This window comes from Mycobacterium sp. 20KCMC460 (assembly GCF_022179425.1).
Taxonomy (GTDB): domain Bacteria; phylum Actinomycetota; class Actinomycetes; order Mycobacteriales; family Mycobacteriaceae; genus Mycobacterium; species Mycobacterium kiyosense.
Map to the genome: position 1 here is coordinate 2,226,840 of NZ_AP025524.1, position 16,044 is coordinate 2,242,883.

The 16,044-nt window shown below is 65.3% G+C and carries 12 protein-coding genes and 1 pseudogene; 5 read left to right on the top strand and 8 right to left on the bottom strand.

The genetic code is table 11. From position 1 onward, the window contains the following. Window positions 1-29 precede the first annotated feature (29 nt). From MKCMC460_RS10430 to MKCMC460_RS10440, 3 genes are all read left to right on the top strand, one after another. The gene (locus tag MKCMC460_RS10430; RefSeq protein ID WP_023870418.1) at window positions 30-1,619 is read left to right on the top strand and encodes an SIR2 family protein; all 1,590 of its coding nucleotides are present in this window, start codon (window positions 30-32) and stop codon (window positions 1,617-1,619) included. Between the two features lie 147 nt (window positions 1,620-1,766). After that, a complete protein-coding gene (locus MKCMC460_RS10435) occupies window positions 1,767-2,867 on the top strand; it encodes a helix-turn-helix domain-containing protein (RefSeq protein WP_023870417.1) in 1,101 nt (366 codons plus the stop codon). Between the two features lie 19 nt (window positions 2,868-2,886). Continuing rightward, entirely contained in the window at window positions 2,887-3,381 is a 495-nt protein-coding gene (locus MKCMC460_RS10440) for a hypothetical protein (RefSeq protein ID WP_023870416.1), read from the top strand. Window positions 3,382-3,619: 238 nt separating this feature from the next. Here the strand turns inward: MKCMC460_RS10440 and MKCMC460_RS10445 are convergent, their stop codons facing one another. From MKCMC460_RS10445 to MKCMC460_RS10460, 4 genes and pseudogenes are all read right to left on the bottom strand, one after another. Continuing rightward, the gene (locus MKCMC460_RS10445; RefSeq protein WP_023870415.1) at window positions 3,620-5,059 is read right to left on the bottom strand and encodes a recombinase family protein; all 1,440 of its coding nucleotides are present in this window, start codon (window positions 5,057-5,059) and stop codon (window positions 3,620-3,622) included. A 21-nt stretch (window positions 5,060-5,080) separates the two neighbouring features. After that, a pseudogene (locus MKCMC460_RS10450) lies at window positions 5,081-6,082 on the bottom strand (DUF222 domain-containing protein); the annotation flags it as partial. A 50-nt stretch (window positions 6,083-6,132) separates the two neighbouring features. Next, complete coding sequence (locus MKCMC460_RS10455) at window positions 6,133-6,789, bottom strand: response regulator transcription factor (protein WP_238305665.1); 657 nt, start codon at window positions 6,787-6,789, stop codon at window positions 6,133-6,135. Next, entirely contained in the window at window positions 6,786-8,030 is a 1,245-nt protein-coding gene (locus tag MKCMC460_RS10460) for a sensor histidine kinase (RefSeq protein ID WP_236976641.1), read from the bottom strand. The genes MKCMC460_RS10455 and MKCMC460_RS10460 overlap by 4 nt, the downstream gene beginning before the upstream one ends. A 134-nt stretch (window positions 8,031-8,164) precedes the next feature. Here MKCMC460_RS10460 and MKCMC460_RS10465 point away from each other — a divergent pair, with 134 nt between their 5' ends. Next, window positions 8,165-8,554 (top strand): hypothetical protein, encoded by a 390-nt coding sequence (locus MKCMC460_RS10465; protein WP_236976639.1) that lies wholly within the window; start codon window positions 8,165-8,167, stop codon window positions 8,552-8,554. A gap of 19 nt (window positions 8,555-8,573) precedes the next feature. Continuing rightward, complete coding sequence (locus MKCMC460_RS10470) at window positions 8,574-11,432, top strand: RND family transporter (RefSeq protein WP_309297867.1); 2,859 nt, start codon at window positions 8,574-8,576, stop codon at window positions 11,430-11,432. Window positions 11,433-11,450: 18 nt separating this feature from the next. On the opposite strand, the gene MKCMC460_RS10475 is transcribed toward MKCMC460_RS10470, so the two are convergent. The 4 genes from MKCMC460_RS10475 to rpmB all read right to left on the bottom strand — a co-directional run bounded on the left by MKCMC460_RS10475 (window position 11,451) and on the right by rpmB (window position 15,947). Then, window positions 11,451-14,306 carry an RND family transporter gene (locus MKCMC460_RS10475; protein ID WP_236976637.1) on the bottom strand — a complete coding sequence of 952 codons (2,856 nt, stop codon included), beginning with the start codon at window positions 14,304-14,306 and terminating at the stop codon, window positions 11,451-11,453. Further along, window positions 14,303-14,737 carry an MmpS family transport accessory protein gene (locus tag MKCMC460_RS10480; protein WP_236976635.1) on the bottom strand — a complete coding sequence of 145 codons (435 nt, stop codon included), beginning with the start codon at window positions 14,735-14,737 and terminating at the stop codon, window positions 14,303-14,305. Before MKCMC460_RS10480 ends, MKCMC460_RS10475 begins: the two co-directional genes overlap by 4 nt. A 39-nt stretch (window positions 14,738-14,776) precedes the next feature. Then, window positions 14,777-15,421 (bottom strand): TetR/AcrR family transcriptional regulator, encoded by a 645-nt coding sequence (locus tag MKCMC460_RS10485; RefSeq protein WP_236976633.1) that lies wholly within the window; start codon window positions 15,419-15,421, stop codon window positions 14,777-14,779. Window positions 15,422-15,752: 331 nt separating this feature from the next. Beyond that, window positions 15,753-15,947: a 50S ribosomal protein L28 gene (gene rpmB, locus MKCMC460_RS10490; protein WP_236976632.1), complete on the bottom strand. Its 195-nt coding sequence runs from the start codon at window positions 15,945-15,947 to the stop codon at window positions 15,753-15,755. Window positions 15,948-16,044 lie beyond the last annotated feature (97 nt).

Consider the following 16,044-nt stretch of genomic DNA (forward strand, 5'->3'; position numbering starts at 1 on the left):
TGACGTTGCCGTCAATCGGAAGGTGATCAGTGGCAGGGTTCGATGACAAGTTCCGCAGCGACCTTGCTGCGCATCTCGCGCGCTTCGCCGCTGCGCCGATCCTGTTCGCTGGGTCGGGGGTTTCGCGGCGATATCTCAACATGCCGGACTGGCAGTCACTGCTGGAAATGCTGGCAGGCATGACCGACCGTGAGTTCAGTTACTACAGGTCGACCGCCAGCGAAGACCTGCCGAAGATTGCCGAGCTACTCGTGGAGCCGCTCAAGGACAGGCTGTGGACTGCCAAGGAGAAGCCGCTGCGGAATAAGCACTCCGACAAGCTGATTCGACCCGACAGCGCGCTCAAGATCTATGTCGCCGAGGTTCTGAAGGACATAGGTTTAAAGAGTTCGATTCCCAGAGCGCTGAGGTCAGAGGTCGATGCACTGAGTAACGCCAAGGTCGACGCGATCATCACGACGAACTACGACCCGTTCCTTGAGACGGTCTTCCCCGACTATCGTGTGTTCGTCGGGCAGGATGAGCTTGTCTTCTCCGATCCGACTGGAATCGCCGAGATTTACAAGATCCACGGCAGTCTGGACGACCCGAACAGTTTAGTCATCACAGAGTCCGACTACGCAGTGTTTCGCGACCGCAACGCCTACCTCGCGGCGAAGCTCCTGACGTTCTTCGCCGAGCATCCGGTGATCTTCATCGGCTACAGCATGACCGACAGCAACGTCCAGTCGATCCTTGGAAGTCTTGCCAGTTGTCTCACCGACGAGCACATGTCGCGGTTGCAGGATCGGTTGCTGTTCGTGAACTGGCAGGAAGGTAGCCAGCATTCGATGGTGCCGACGGTTATTGGTGCCAATGCCCACAACGTGCCCGTTCGCGCGATCACCGTGCCCGACTTCCAGGCGATCTTCGATGTCCTAGCCGCTCTCGATCAGAAGATTCCGAGGCGGACCCTGCGCCAGATCAAGGAGAAACTGTACAAGCTCGTACTCGACAGTGAGGCTCAGGACAGGCTCCTGCACGTGACCGACCTCGACGCAGTTGTTGACGACGATGCAGAGTTCGTCGTCGGAGTGGGAGTTATTGCCGCGGTTCAGAAGCGTGGATACAAGATGGTCGCCCGCCAGGATCTCTGCCACGACGTGCTGCACGAGACAGCGGAATTCGATTCTGACTTCGTGGTGAAGATGACGCTGCCCGAGATGATGAGTCGTGCCGGCAATTTCCCGATGTACAAGTATCTGAGGGCGGCGGGGTATCTCGACACCAGCGGGCACATCAAGGACGACCAGGACATCTCACCAAAGTTGCTGAAACGCATTCAGGACACCAGCAACCTGCGGCCCAGCACCAGCATTATGCGCAAGGCGAAAACTCTTGCGCAGACACATAAGTCGCTCAAGGGGATGATCCAGTACTGCACGACCGATGAGGTGCTGGCACACTTCGGGGCGTTCGCGCACACCGCAATAGAGCCTCGGGTGCTCAAGAACTTCCTAATCGAATGTGAGAATGAATACACCGACGAGGACGGCAAAATGACCTCACAGTTCACGAAGGCGGTGTGCATCTACGACCTACTCAAGTACGGTCCCAAGGCGGACTGGACCGCTGCGTGAGTCCGATCTCGCCGGCTCCGGAGACCGTGACCATCTCCCATGGTTCTGCGGCAGTGGTGTCGTTGGGCTGGGAACTACAGCCGCGTAATTCCGCAGGTAGAGGGCCCGGTATCGACACTCCGACCTTCATGTGTGAAAATCGCACACATGGACCACGTAACGCTTGGACACCGTGTTGCCCGAGCGCGAGAAGACGCGGGCATCCCTCAGAGCAAACTCGCTGAGCTGGTCGACATGGAGCGCACGGCGCTGGTTCGTGCCGAGAAGGGCGAACGCAAACTCGCCATGACCGAGATGGTCGCCATCGCAGAGGCGCTGAGGCGTCCGCTCGCCTTCTTCGTCAACGAGCCGCTGCCAGCAGTGGTCAGCCGCCGGTCAGACAGCGCCCGACCCGATGAGACCTCGCGGGCCCTCGACGACGAGATCGAGTTGTTCGCCAGCGATACGCGGACGCTGCTCGACATGGGCCTGCTTCATCCCGTCAAGCGGGACCAGGAGGCACGTACCCCGCACACTCACCAGGATGCCGAGCAATTGGCGAGGCACGTCCGAGACCAGCTCGATATCGGCAATGAGCCCGTACACCACCTCGCGCACGTGTGCGAACGATTGGGGCTGTACACCTATGCGGCGTCGCTGGGCGAGAACGGACCTGACGGTGGGTGCGTTGAGGTCAGCCACGGCGTGGCGGTTGCCGTTGTCAACGGGCACGTTCGCTCTGGTCGACGGCGTATGACCCTCGCGCATGAACTCGGGCACTGGCTGTGTGGCGACGCCTATGACGGGTCACCAGGTGATGATCACGAGAAGATGATCATGTCATTCGCCATCCACTTCCTCGCTCCTCGTGCAGGAGTGGTAAAGGTCTGGAACGAACACAGCGAATGGAGCACCCGTGACCGTGCACTCGCTGTCGGAGCACAGTTTCGGCTGAGCTGGAAGGCGGCGGTCGGTCAGTTAAAGAACCTGGACCTCATTTCATATGAGGTGTTTCAGTCTCTACTGGACCATGAACCCCGCCACGGGGATTACGTTCGGCTGGAACTATCCTGGGACGACGAACCGAAATGCCCTTATCTTTCACCAGGGTTCGCCGCCGCATGTGTAGAGGGCTACACATCCGGTCGATTGACCGCCGCCAGGACAATCGAACTGCTTCGCGCAACGATGACCCGCGACGATCTTCCAGAGCGGGAAACGGAATCTCTCGCCAGCCTACGAACGCTGTTCGCGGTCGGTGGGGACTGACCCCGCCGCGCAATGGGTGATGGACACCAGCACATTCACCCATTTCTGCCGCGCCGGTCACAGCGGTGTCCTTGAGCGCTTGGCTCCTCAGGGCATCGTGCTGGTGCCGCGCGAGGTCGAAGTGGAGATCGACAAGGCAAGAAACCTCCATCCTGGTGTGCCTTCTGTGGATTCGGCAGCGTGGGCAGAGCGGATATTCATGAATGACGACGAACAATGGACAGCACTGCACGTCAAAGTGGTGCTTGGGGGCGGCACTGGTGAGCACATGGGCGAGTGCGCCGTCATCGCCTGTGCCAAACATCGTGGACTGGTTGCAGTTCTCGATGAACGCGCGGCAGTGGAACAAGCGAAACTGCGCCACATACCGTTCATCGATACGATGCGGCTGGTCGCGCAAGCTCACACCGAGATCTTCGACCGAGACCAAAACCAGACTATCGCTCTGATCGATGCCCTACTCGCCACAGATATGCGCCTGCCCGTGAGATCCGGCGCTGAGCTGTTCAGGTGACCCGGTTTCACACTGCCGGTCAGGTGTCACTCATGGCTGATCATGGCGCACCGGTCGCCAGGACTGATCTGCACAGTGCGCCCTCTGTGATCCGATGCTAAGTCGGCAGCGCCTGTCGCCGTTGACCAGGACGCCTGGCATGAACGACGAAATAGCAAGTCGGACACCAGCCGGATTGTCACACGGGTCCAATCTGGAACAGTTTGCGACAGTCGTGCCTGCGCGACAGAAGCGCGATCTACACACGCCAAACTGGCTGGACGCGGTTGATGTCGAGGCCGCGGGAGCCGGGGGTGCCGGGTGCGATGACGGCGTGGTCGAGTACTGATTTGATGATGGCTTGTTGGCGGTCGATGTCGAGGCCGTCCCATTGGCCGCGTAGCGCGTTGCCGGTGCCCACGAGGTCCACTATTGAGCTGGTGTCGGTGGCTTTTGCGATGTCGCGGCGGGTTTGGGTGATGCGGTTGGTGATGGGGTCGCGGGCAGCGATCCATTCCCGTGCGGTCACCGCGCCCTCGGCATAGAGTGCGGCGAGCTCGTCGAGGCGGGCCTGGTCGGCTTCTAGCTGCGCAGCGAGCGCGGCGACATCAGCGTCGACTCTGGCTTTCCCGTTCAGGGCGTCGGCGAGCTGCGGGGAGTCCAGTCGGGTCAGTACCGCGTCAGTCAACAGTTCTTCGACTGGTTGCGCGACCACGGTGAGTCGGCCGCAGCCGCCGTGGTCGGGGCCTTTGAGGCAGACGTAGCGGCGGACTCGGTTGGTTGGATTGTTGTGGCGGGCTTGGGAAAACAAGCGGTTCCCGCAGCGTCCGCAGCGCAGCATCCCAGACAGTAGGTAGGTGCGTGGGGCGCGGGTCTTGGTCACTGAGCGGGCAGTCATCCGGGCGAGGATGCGGTCCCGCTCGGCGGGGGTGATGATCGCCGGCCACGCCGCGGGACCGATCACCTCCCCGTGATGCTCGCGCAACCCGGCAATCCGTCCTGAGGCCAGGATGTGGCGGACGGTGGTGGTCTGCCACGACGTGGACGCGGGCGGGGCGATCCCGGTGTCGTTGAGCCAAATCGTCAACGATCGGATCGATGCCCCGGCCAGGTAGCGGTCCACCATCTCCCGAACGACTTTCGCTTCGTCGGGGCGGAGGGTGATTTTGTCGGGTTCGTAGCCGAACGGCCGCGCTGGGCCGTGCGGCAATCCTTGTTCGGCGTTCTGCAGCATTTTGCGGCGGATACGCGCGGATTTGCGGCCGGATTCTTTGGCGGCGAACGCGGCGAAAATCCGGGCCATGAACAACCCGTCATCGTTGCCGAGATCGATGTCGGCGGTCACGGTGGCGACATCGCGCACGCCCGCCACTTCACACAGGGTGACGAAGTCTTCCAACTCGACCGGGCGACGATGCAGACGGTCGAGGTTGTAGACGATCACCGCATCACGCGCACCGGATTTCAGGTCATCCAACATCCGGGCGTACTCGCGACGCGGCTTGCCCGAGTAGGCCGATACATCGTTGTCGACGTACTCATCGCCGACCTGCCAGCCCCGATCAGCGGCGAGCTTGCGGCAGTCCTCCAACTGACGTGCCACTCCCAGCCCGGTGCCCTCCACATCGGCGGAGATCCGGGCGTAGATCGCCGCCGACCGCACCCCGACGCGTTGACCGGGAGTTCTCGGTTTCGCCATGAGGGTAGTTTAGCGACATTTGAGCTTGTGCAGCTCGGTGGGCCCGCCGTCCTCCCAGTGCTGCAGGTGGTGGGCGTGCAGGCCGCGGGTGGCGCCGCAGCCGGGCACCACGCAGCAGCGGTCGCGGTGTTCCAGGGCGCGGCGCAGCCGCCGGCTGATCTGGCGGGTCTCCCGCCCGGTGCCGATGAGCTGTCCGTCGCGCTGAAACCAGGCTTCCCAGGTGGCATCGCAGGTCAGGTATTGGCGTTCGGCCGCCGACAGGAGTGGCCCCAGGTGCAGGGCGGCGGCGGGTTTGTCGAGGTCGAGGTGCACGATCACGGTGGTGTGCTGGGCGTGCGGGCGCCCAGTGGCTTCGGTGTCCCAGTCGGCCTTCACCAGACTCAAGAACGCCTCCAGGGTGTCCGGCAGCGGTGGCGCCTGCCCCGCATCCCGGTCGGCGTGGTCGCGTTTCCAGTCGCTTACCAGCGCATCCAGGTGCGCCTGCAGGGCGGTATCGACGATGGCGGCTTCAGCATGGGGCAGGGTGATGCGCCAGGTGGCCGTTTGCTCGTCGGAGGTCTTGGAGATCGCGCGCTGCGGACCCGGGCGGGGCTCGGGTTCGGGGCGGGGTTCGAGTTTGATCGCGGTGCGCAGCTGGGTGACCGTGGCCACGGCGGCCAGCTCGGCGTAGTGCTCATCGGAGCCCTCGGCGGCGCGTTCGGCGATCACCCCGACCTGATCCAGCGAGAGCCGACCGTCGCGCAGCCCGGCGGCACACTGCGGGAATTCCTCGAGGCGGTGCGCGACCGCCGCCAGGGTGTGTGCGTTGGCCGGTGACATCCCCGTGCGCCAGGCCACCAACGCCGAGACCGACCGTGCGCCGGTGGACCCCCACAGTTCGTCGCGCTCGATCTCGGCGACAATCGCCACGATCCGACCATCGATCGCATTACGCTGACCGGTCAACTCCGCCAACTCCTCAAACAACCCATCCAGGCGCTCAGCAGGAGTTACCGCCACGGCAGGCGATGCGCTCGAAGACATGACCCCAGCAAAGCAGTGAGGTCCGACAACCCGGCCGAGCCGCCAGGACGTCAGCGCGGGGAGACGAGCCCGTGGTCGTAGGCGTAGACGATCGCAGCGGCGCGGTCACGCAGGTCGAGCTTGCCGAAGATCCGCCCGATGTGACTTTTCACAGTGACGCCGGAGATGCAGAGTTGGTCGGCGATCTCGTTATTGGACAACCCTTTTCCGATCAGGGTCAGCACGTCGAGCTCGCGTGCGGTGAGTTCGCTGATGTCGCCGCCGACCGGCCCGGTTGCGGCCTTGCGGTAGGTGCTGAGCACGCGGGAAGTCACCGCGGGATCCAGGTAGCTGTCGCCGCGCGCGACGGCGCGCACCGCGCGGATCAACTCCTCGGCCGAGGAGTCCTTGAGCACGAAACCGGCCGCACCGGCGCGCAGCGCCCCGGAGAGCAGGTCGTCCTCGTTGAACGTGGTCAACGCCAGCACCGGCGGGGTACCGCCGAGTCGCCGGGTCGCCGCTATCCCGTCGACGCGGCGCATCCGCAGATCCATCACCACCACGTCGGGCCGGTACCGGGCCACCGCGTCGGGCACCTCGTCGCCGTCGGCGCATTCGGCGACAATCACGAAACCGTCCTTGCGGCGCAGGATTCGGCGCAGTCCGGAGCGCACCAGATCCTGATCGTCGACGAGCAGCACCCCGATCTCGGGGGGTTCTTCGATCATGAGAGCCGACACCAGCGCGGCCGCCAACCGGTGCTGCCCTCGTCGAGCGGGATCTCGGCGTTGACCGACCAGCCGCGCTCGGTCGGGCCGACATCGATTGCGCCGCCCAGCAATTCGACGCGCTGGCGCATGCCGCGCAGTCCCCGCCCTTCGGCCGGCCCCTCATCGGTCCGCCGGGCCGCAAGCTTGACCGGCAGCCGGCTGTCCACCGTCAACCGTACTGAGTGATCCGAAAAATCCAGCGCGACGAGTGATTCGGAATCGGCAGCATGCTTGGCGATGTTGGCCAGCGATTCCTGCGCGATTCGATACAACGCCAGACCCACCGCGGGCGACACGTGGTCGGGGGAGCCCTCGACGCGCAGCGTCACCTGCAAGCCGGCCCGCGCGAAATCGGCGACCAGGCCCCCGATGTCGTCCACCCCGGGCTCCGGCGCGGTGTACGCCGCCCGGGCGCCGGGCCCGCTGTCGAGCAGCCCGACGGTGCGGCGGATATCGGCCATCGCCTGCCGGCCCAGTCGCTCGGCCTGCTCGAGCGCTTCGACCGCATCGTCGAGTTCGGCAGGGTCGCGGTCGTGCTGCAGCGCCCGCCGCGCGCCCGTCACATGCAGCAGGGTGACCGACAACGAGTGGGCGATCACGTCGTGCACTTCGCGGGCGATGCGGCGCCGCTCGTCGGCCGCGGCGTGCTCGGCCAGTGCGTCGCGCGCCTCGAGCACCTCCGCCAGCAGCCGCCGGTGGGTGTACATCAGGAAGCCGATCAACCAGGCCCCGGCGATGAAGCCCAGGTATAGCGCGATGTTGTCGAGTCGGTGCAGGGCGGCGGCGGTGAGCAGCAGCGCCGCGGAGGACAGCGCGGCCAGCAGGCCGCCCACCGCGGCGCTCAGTGTGCCCACCGCGCCGACCGTCACCATCAGCAGCCCCGGTGCGAAATCACCGCGGATCGGAGTCGACGTGGCGAACAGCATGATCGCGGTCGTCGACGTCCATGCCGCCCACGTCGAGAGCGGGCTGAGCTTAAGATTGAAGAAGAAGAACACGATGGCCGGGGTCATCATGATGGCGAAAGCGGCCAGTTCGACGGGCAGGTCCGCGGCCGGCCGCTGCAGCATGGACAGCACGGCCCCGCACACCACGAGGGTGTCGATGACGATGATCGACGACCACGTGACGCCCACCGGCAGCAACTCGCTGCGCCGGTGGATTTGCTCCCGCACGTAGCCCGCCGCGGCATCCAACATTCGTCCCATCGTAGAAGACGGTGGGCGTCGGCCACATCATGCCGGGGTCGGTGCCGGTCTCCTACCGCGGTAGGAGACGAAGACCGTTCTCGGGCACGACGCGCGGCGGCGTTGGCGTTCCTAGCGTTTGAGTCATGACATGGACACTTCTGCACCAGCGCATGGCTCTGATGAACGAACTGATCGGCCTCGCCGCCAGCGATCCCGAAGCGGCATTGGCACAGCTTGCCCAACCCGACCGCGCAGCCGAGGTCGCCCGGCTGTTCGGCGATGAGGAGGGCCTGCTGTTGTCGCTGCGGCAACGCTGGGTGACGGCGCTGTCGGCGAAATTGGATCAGGCCGACTACGAGGGTATTTCGGCCGAGCAGGCCAGGGCCGACCTGGCCGCCGCGCGGCCGGGGCTGCGTGCGCTGCTCGACGCCGCGGGCCGCCGCTCGCTGCGGCTGCGCGCGCTGGCCGGCGGCGAGCAACGCGTGGTCGACCTCTTCCTGGGGTCGATGGTCGATCGGCTGACCGTTGCCTGACGACGGCGTCGACCCCGGCATCCTCGACCGGCTGCTGCACCGGCTCACCGGCCCGGCCGCCGTGCTGATCGTGGGAATCTGGGTGGTCGCCGCCGCCGCCGGTAACCTGCTTGTGCCACAACTGGAACGCGTGATCGACAATCACTCCCGGCCGTTCATGCCCGCTGCGGCGCCGAGCTCTGTCGCCGCCGCCCGCGCCGCGCAGCTGTTCGGGGAAACCCCCAGTAACAACTTCGTCTACGTCGTGCTGGAACGAGGCGGCGCCCTGACGCCGAAAGATCACGGCTTCTACGACGCGCTGACGTCGAGCCTCAAAGCCGATGCGCGGCATGTCTATTCGGTGACCGACCTGTGGTCGCAGCCGGCCACCGCCGCCGGCGCACAGAGTTCGGATGGTCACGCGGTGACCCTGATGGTGCGATTGGCCGGGATGCTGGGCACCTCCCAGGCGCGTGACTCGGTGAACTCGGTGCGTACCGCCGCCACCGCCCTGTCACCACCGGCGGGCCTGACCGTCCACGTCACCGGCCCCGGCGCCACCATCGTCGACGAGTTCGCCGCCATCGACCGGCAGATGCTCGGAATCACCGCCGCCACCGTCGTTCTGATCCTGGTGCTGCTGCTGGTGGTGTACCGCTCGCCGACCGCAGCGGCTATCCCGCTGATCTCGGTGGGGCTGGGGCTGGCGGTTGCCCGGTTCATCGTCGCGGCCCTGGGTTCGTCTGACAGCGTTGAGGTTTCGTTGTTCTCGGTAGCGCTGATGGCCGCGATGACACTCGGTGCGGGCACCGACTACGCGATCTTCCTGATCGGCCGCTATCACGAAGGCCGCCGCCGCGGCGTCCCGGCCACCCGCGCGCTGCTGCAGGCGTATCGCGCCGTCGCGCCGGTGGTGATCGGGTCGGCGCTGACGGTTTCGGCGGCACTGTCCTGCCTGGCCTTCGCACAGGTGGGAATGTTGCGAAGTGCCGGAATACCTTGTGCCATAGGCATTCTGGTGACTATGCTGGCGGCGCTGACGCTGACGCCGGCGCTGATGGGTCTGGCGATCCGGCGGGGATACCTCGAGCCCCGGCCGTCGGCGACGGCACGACGCTGGCGCCGTGTCGGGACATCGGTGGCCCGTTGGCCGGGACCGGTGCTGGTCACCGCGGGCACGTTGACCATGCTGGCGGCGCTGCCACTGGCGGGTATCGAGGTGGGCTGGGACGAGCCCGCGGCCACGCCCTCGGACACCGATTCGGGCCGCGGGTACGCTTCGGCCGGCCGGCACTTCCCGTCCGACGCGCTGCTGCCCGACGTCGTCACCATCCAGGCCGACCGCGACCTGCGCAACCCGGCCGCGCTGATCGCCGTCGAGCGGATCAGCCGCCAGATCATGGCGATCCCCGGCGTGCGGGCGGTGCAGTCCGCGACCCGGCCCGACGGCAAGGTACCCGAGCAGGCGACGCTGAGTTTCCAGGCCGGCGAACTGGGCCGCCGCTTCGGCGAGGCGGTCGACTCGCTGACCGCGCGGCTGGACCGCGTCTCCGAACTGGACCAAGCGCTGGCACAGACGCAGGCTGCGGTGAACCGCATCGGCGGCGGCCTGCGCGGCGGCAGCGCGGGCCTGGCCGACATGTCCTCGGCCGCAACGGATATGCGGGCCGGTGTGGACGGCGTGCAACGCACCGTGACCACGGTGTCCGGATACCTCGACCCGCTGCGTGACTTCGTCGCGCGAACCCCGGACTGCGCCGCGAACCCGTTGTGCGCGACCGTCGACCGGGTACTGGAACCCATTGACGGACTGCTGCAGACGTCGACCCGCATCGGCGACGGCGCGGCGAAGCTGACCCGCGGCTCGACCACCGCAGCCGACGCGCTGGCCGGGCTGCCGCAATCCGTTGCCGCGATGAACGACGCGCTGGGACAAGCCCGTTCGGCCACCCGCGAATTGCTCAGCCTGCGCGACTCGATCGGGCCGCAGCTGCGACAGCTGACCGACTACCTCAACGAGATCGACACCCAGTTCCAGGGCAGTGCTGCGGCGGGCTTCTTCCTGCCGCAGCGGGCGCTGTCCGACCCGCGATACCGCGAGGTGCTGAACAGGCTGGTCTCCCCGGACGGCCATGCCACCTTCCTGTTGGTGTACGGCGACGGCGGCGAATGGGGCGCCCCCGGAGCTGCGCGGGCGCAGCAGGTGCGAGCGGCGGTCCAGCAGGCCACCAAGGAGGGCACGCTGACTCCGACCGGGATCGACCTGGCCGGTGTCGGACCGGTGACCTCCGATCTGCAGCGCGCGGTGGGCCGCGACACCGCGCTGCTGGTCGCGGCGGCGCTGGCGCTGATCTTCCTGATCGTCACGACCATGCTGCGCAGCCCGGTGGCCGGTCTGGTGGTGGTGGGCACCGTCGTCGCCTCATTCGCATCGGCGCTGGGCGCCAGCGTGCTGATCTGGCAGTACCTGTTGCATCAGCCACTGCACTGGGCCGTCGCGCCCATCGCGTTCATCGCGCTGATCGCCGTCGGGGCCGACTACAACCTGCTGTTGGCGCTGCGCGTCAAGCACGAGGCGCCGGCCGGTCTGAAGACGGGCATCATCCGCGCGTTCGGCGGCACCGGTGGGGTGGTCACCACGGCGGGCATCGTCTTCGGGATCACCATGCTGGCGCTGTTGTCCAGCAGTGTGCTGTCGATCGCCCAAATCGGTACCACCGTTGCGGTCGGACTACTGATCGACACCTTGGTGGTACGAGCGTTCGTGGTGCCGTCCATCGTGGCCCTGCTCGGCCGCTGGTTCTGGTGGCCGGGCATCGTTGGACGTGCAGTGAAAGCAGTTTCACTGCAATCCAATTCGGAGCGACATCGCGCACGGTCATTGCTCAACACCACGTAGTCGCGGCGCCATCCGCCGCTATACCGATAGGGTCTGCCGGTCCGGTGTCTGGTGAGGTGCGGTAGTGGTTCGCAACGGCCGGGTGCGCACCCGTTGCGGCCACCAGAACCAGCGGCCCAGCAGCGCGGCGATCGCCGGTGTCATGAACGACCGCACGATCAGCGTGTCGAACAGCAGGCCCATCCCGACGGTGGTGCCGAACTGTGCGAGCATCACCAGCGCGCTGGCACCCATCGAGATCATGGTGAAGGCGAACACCAGTCCGGCCGAGGTGACGACCGCGCCGGTGCCGGCCATCGACCGGATGATGCCGGTCTTGATTCCGGCGTGGATCTCTTCCTTGAATCGGGACACCAGCAGCAGGTTGTAATCGGATCCGACCGCCAGCAGGATGATGACGGCCATCGCCATGATCATCCAGTGCAAGTCGAATCTCAGGATGTACTGCCAGATGAGTACCGATAGCCCGAACGACGCGCCGAGTGACAGCAGGACCGTCCCGACGATGACCGCCGCGGCAATGACGGCGCGAGTCAGGATCAGCATGACGATGAAGATCAGGATCAGCGCACCGATTCCGGCGATCAGCAGGTCGTAGGTGGAGCCCTCTTTCATATCCTTGGCGGTGGCCGCGGTGCCCGCGATGTAGATGCGGGCGTTTTCCAGCGGCGTTCCCTTGATGGCTTCGAACGCGGCGTTGCGTATCGCGTCGATATGGGCGATCCCTTCGGGGGTGGCCGGGTCACCGAGGTGAGAGATGATGAAGCGCACCGCTTTTCCGTCCGGTGAGATGAACATGTCCATGCCGCGTTTGAAGTCGGGATTGTCGAACACTTCCGGCGGCAGATAGAACGAGTCGTCGTTCTTGGACGTGTCGAAAGCCTGACCCATCGCGTTGCCGCCCTTGCCCGCGGCGGCCGCCTGCTGGTCCTGCATCCCGGCCATCGTGGAGTGCATCGACAGCATCATGGTGTGCATCGACTTCATCATCCCGACCATCGGCGTCATCAGTTTCAGCATCTCGGGCATGATGACGTCGAGCTTTTCCATCTGCGGCATCAGGTCGCCGATCTGTTCGCTGAGCTGGTCGATGCCGTCCAGAGCATCGAAGACCGACCGCATCGTCGCGCACACCGGGATGTCGAAACAGTGTTTCTCCCAATAGAAATAGCTACGGATCGGCCGGAAGAAATCGTCGAAGTCGGCGATCTTGTCGCGCAGGTCGTTCATCTCGGCCACCATGGTTTTCATCTGTCCGACCATGGTGTGCATGACGCCGGTCATCTCTTTCATGATCCCGAGCATGGTCTCCATGGTGGTGATCATGGTGGCCATCTGATCGGCCATCACCACCATCTGATCCATCTGCGACTGCATGTAGTCGCGCGTCAACTGCTGGCCCACGCTCTGCATGCCGATCTGATAGGGGATGGAGGTGTGGTCGATCGGGGTGCCCAGCGGACGAGTGATGGTTTGGACGCGGGCGATACCCGGAGTGTGAAAGACGTTGCGGGCAATGTGTTCGACGATCAGCATGTTGGCGGAATTGCGCAGATCCTGATCGGTCTGGACCATCATGATTTCCGGATTCATCCGGGCCTGGGAGAAGTGCCGGTCGGCGGCGTCGAACCCCTGCATCGCCTGGATGCTTCTGGGCATGTACTTGCGGTCGTTGTAGCTGGTCTTGTAGCCGGGCAGCGCGATCAATCCGATCAGCGCCAGCGCCAGGGTCGCCGCCAGGATCGGACCCGGCCAGCGGACCACGGCAGTGCCTACCCGACGCCAACCACGTGTCCGAGCAGCACGTTTGGGCTCGAAGAGCCCGAATCGACTGCCGACCACCAGTGCCGCCGGTGCCATGGTCAGGGAGGCGAGCACCGCCACCGTGATGCCGATCGCCAGAGGAACGCCCAACGTCTGGAAATAGGGCAGCCGGGTGAAGTGCAGGCAGAACGTCGCGCCGGCGATCGTCAGTCCCGAGCCGAGGATGACGTGGGCGGTGCCGCGATACATTGTGTAGAAAGCGGTTTCGCGGTCTTCGCCGGCGCCGCGCGCCTCGTGGTAGCGGCCCAGGACGAAGATCGCGTAGTCGGTCCCGGCCGCGATACCCAGCATGGTCAGCAGGTTCACCGAGAACGTCGACAGCCCGATCACGTTGTAGTGCCCGAGGGCGGCCACTGCACCCCGTGCGACGGCGACTTCCAGGACCACCATCGCCAGGACGAGCAATACGGTGCGGACGGAGCGATAAACCATGAACAGGCTGAGCAGGATGACCACCATGGTGATCGCCGTGACGAGCTTCAGACTCTTGTCCCCGACCTTGTGCTGGTCGGCGGTCAGCGCGGTTGCGCCGGTGACGTAGATGTGTACGCCGGCCGGCGGTGGTGTGCTGGCGATGATATTGCGGACGGCCGCGATGGAGTCGTTGGCCCGTGCCTCGCCTTGGTTTCCGACCAGGTTGAGTTGTACGTAAGTGGCTTTGCCGTCGCCGCTTTGGGCTCCGGCCGCGGTCAGTGGGTCTCCCCAGAAATCCTGCACGTGCTCGATGTGGGCTTTGTCGGCCTTGAGCTTGCCGACCAGGTCGGCGTAGAAGCGGTGCGCCTCGTCGCCGAGCGGTTGGTCGCCTTCGAGCACGATCATCGCCGACGCGTCGGAGTTGGACTCGGCAAAGACGTGTCCGATGTGTTTCATGGCTGCCATCGAGGGCGCGTCGTCCGGGCTCAGTGACACCGAGTGTTCCTGGCCCACCTCCTCCAGGGAGGGCACCGCCACATTGAGCAGCACGGTCAGCGCCACCCATCCCAGCAGCAGCGGAATCGCGCACGGGTGGATGAAGCGGGGAATGAGCGGTCGGGCGCCGGTTGCGTTCATGCCGACTTCACCTGGCAGAAGGTGAACGCGTCCACGCCCTCAGCGGTCTTCTCGTCTTTGACCTTGTCGTCGACGGTGATCCGACAGGTGATGGTCTCGGAGTTACCCTGCGCCAACAGGATTGGGCTGGTAGCCGGCGCTGTGGTGGTGAGCGTGAGCGTCCAGGGGAGGGGCGCCTGTTTGATGCTTTGCGGATTCGCCGACAGGTCAAGGTAATTGATCGTGGCGACCGAGCCGGCCGGCCCGAACACTTCGTAGGTCACTCGCTTGGGGTTGAACGGCTTCGCGTCGTTGGCTATCCCCGATCCCTGGCGGGTGATCTCGTTGTCGGATCCGAAAACCCCGCGCATCCGGTAGACCACGAACACTCCGATCGCGAGCGATACCAGCACCACCCACATCAGCCAGTACCGGCTGAGCTTCCTCGCCATGCGAACCCTCGTTTCGATTGGTCCCGATCACTGTGTAGATCAATCAATTTCATGCTCAGCGGTGAGATAGGCCAAACACATCCGGGCGATCTCGTCGGCCCACTGCCGCCAGGTCAGGCCGTCGGGCCACCACGGTGATGCGGCAGCGCGGTGCGCCCCGGCCGCGATGACGCTGCGGAACGCGATGTCCAGCGCCGTATCTGGATCGGGGTGGCGGATCTGTTCGCGGTGGGCGGCGGCGGCGTCGAGGAACCGTCGCCGCAGCGCGTTGACGGTGCGCAGGCCGTCCTCCGGCGGATCGACCCGGTGACCACCGGCGAGCACCGCGGGAATGACTCGGCCACTTTCCTCGAGAGTTTCGCTCAGTGCGGCAGCGAACGCGTTGACGACACCCTGCAGGGACGGCGGCGCGGTGTCCAGGCCTTCGGCCACCGCCAGCTCGAGTCGTTCGGCGAGGTCTCGGCGGATCGCTTCGATCAGATCTTCCTTGCCGGCGAAGCGCCGGTAGACGCCGCCGACGGAGACTCCGGCGTGTTCGGCGACGCGGGCGATCGTGAACTCTTCGAATCCCTCGTTGACCAGCACCTCTTCGGCGGAGGCGAGTAGCCGTTGCAGCGCGGCCCGACTGCGCGCTTGCTGCGGTGGGCGGAATTGGGACTTCGCTTCCCCGGCTTCCCCGACCATTCGCGGCTTCCCCTCGGGTAAACATGGTGGCCAGTCCGCACGCGTGTCGGTGCAAAGGCCAAAAACGTTCGTATAACTGATATTCAGGCTGGCTTGCGGCGCGGTCCGACAACCAGCGACTGGCCCTTCCTAATGTGAATGCGAATATCGGTTCCGAATGTTAACACGCACGGGAAGGTCGTGGCGGGAATTGTGAAATCCGGCTGGGACAGCCGGTACAAGTCGGTCGGCAAGGTGCCGGTGACGAATTCAGCGACAGCTGAATCAGAGCCGTTGGATGGCTATATTTCTGGCCCGTTTGTGATCGTAGGCCGATTCGGCTGAGAAGCGATCAGCCGCGGGTGACCTTGCCAGCCTTGATGCACGAGGTGCAGACGTTGAGCCGCTGCTTGTTGCCGCCGGGGCGGGTCACGGCGTGCACGGTCTGGACGTTGGGGTCCCACCGGCGGCTGGTGCGCCGGTGGGAGTGCGACACCGACTTACCGAAGCCGGGGCCTTTCCCGCAGATATCGCACACAGCGGCCATGGTTCTAACTCCTCAAGTCTGTTGCTGGGGTCCGGCGACGCCCGTCGGGTCGGCCGGCCTGAGCCGGAAGTAGCCCGGGCTGACCCAGGCCGTCCCA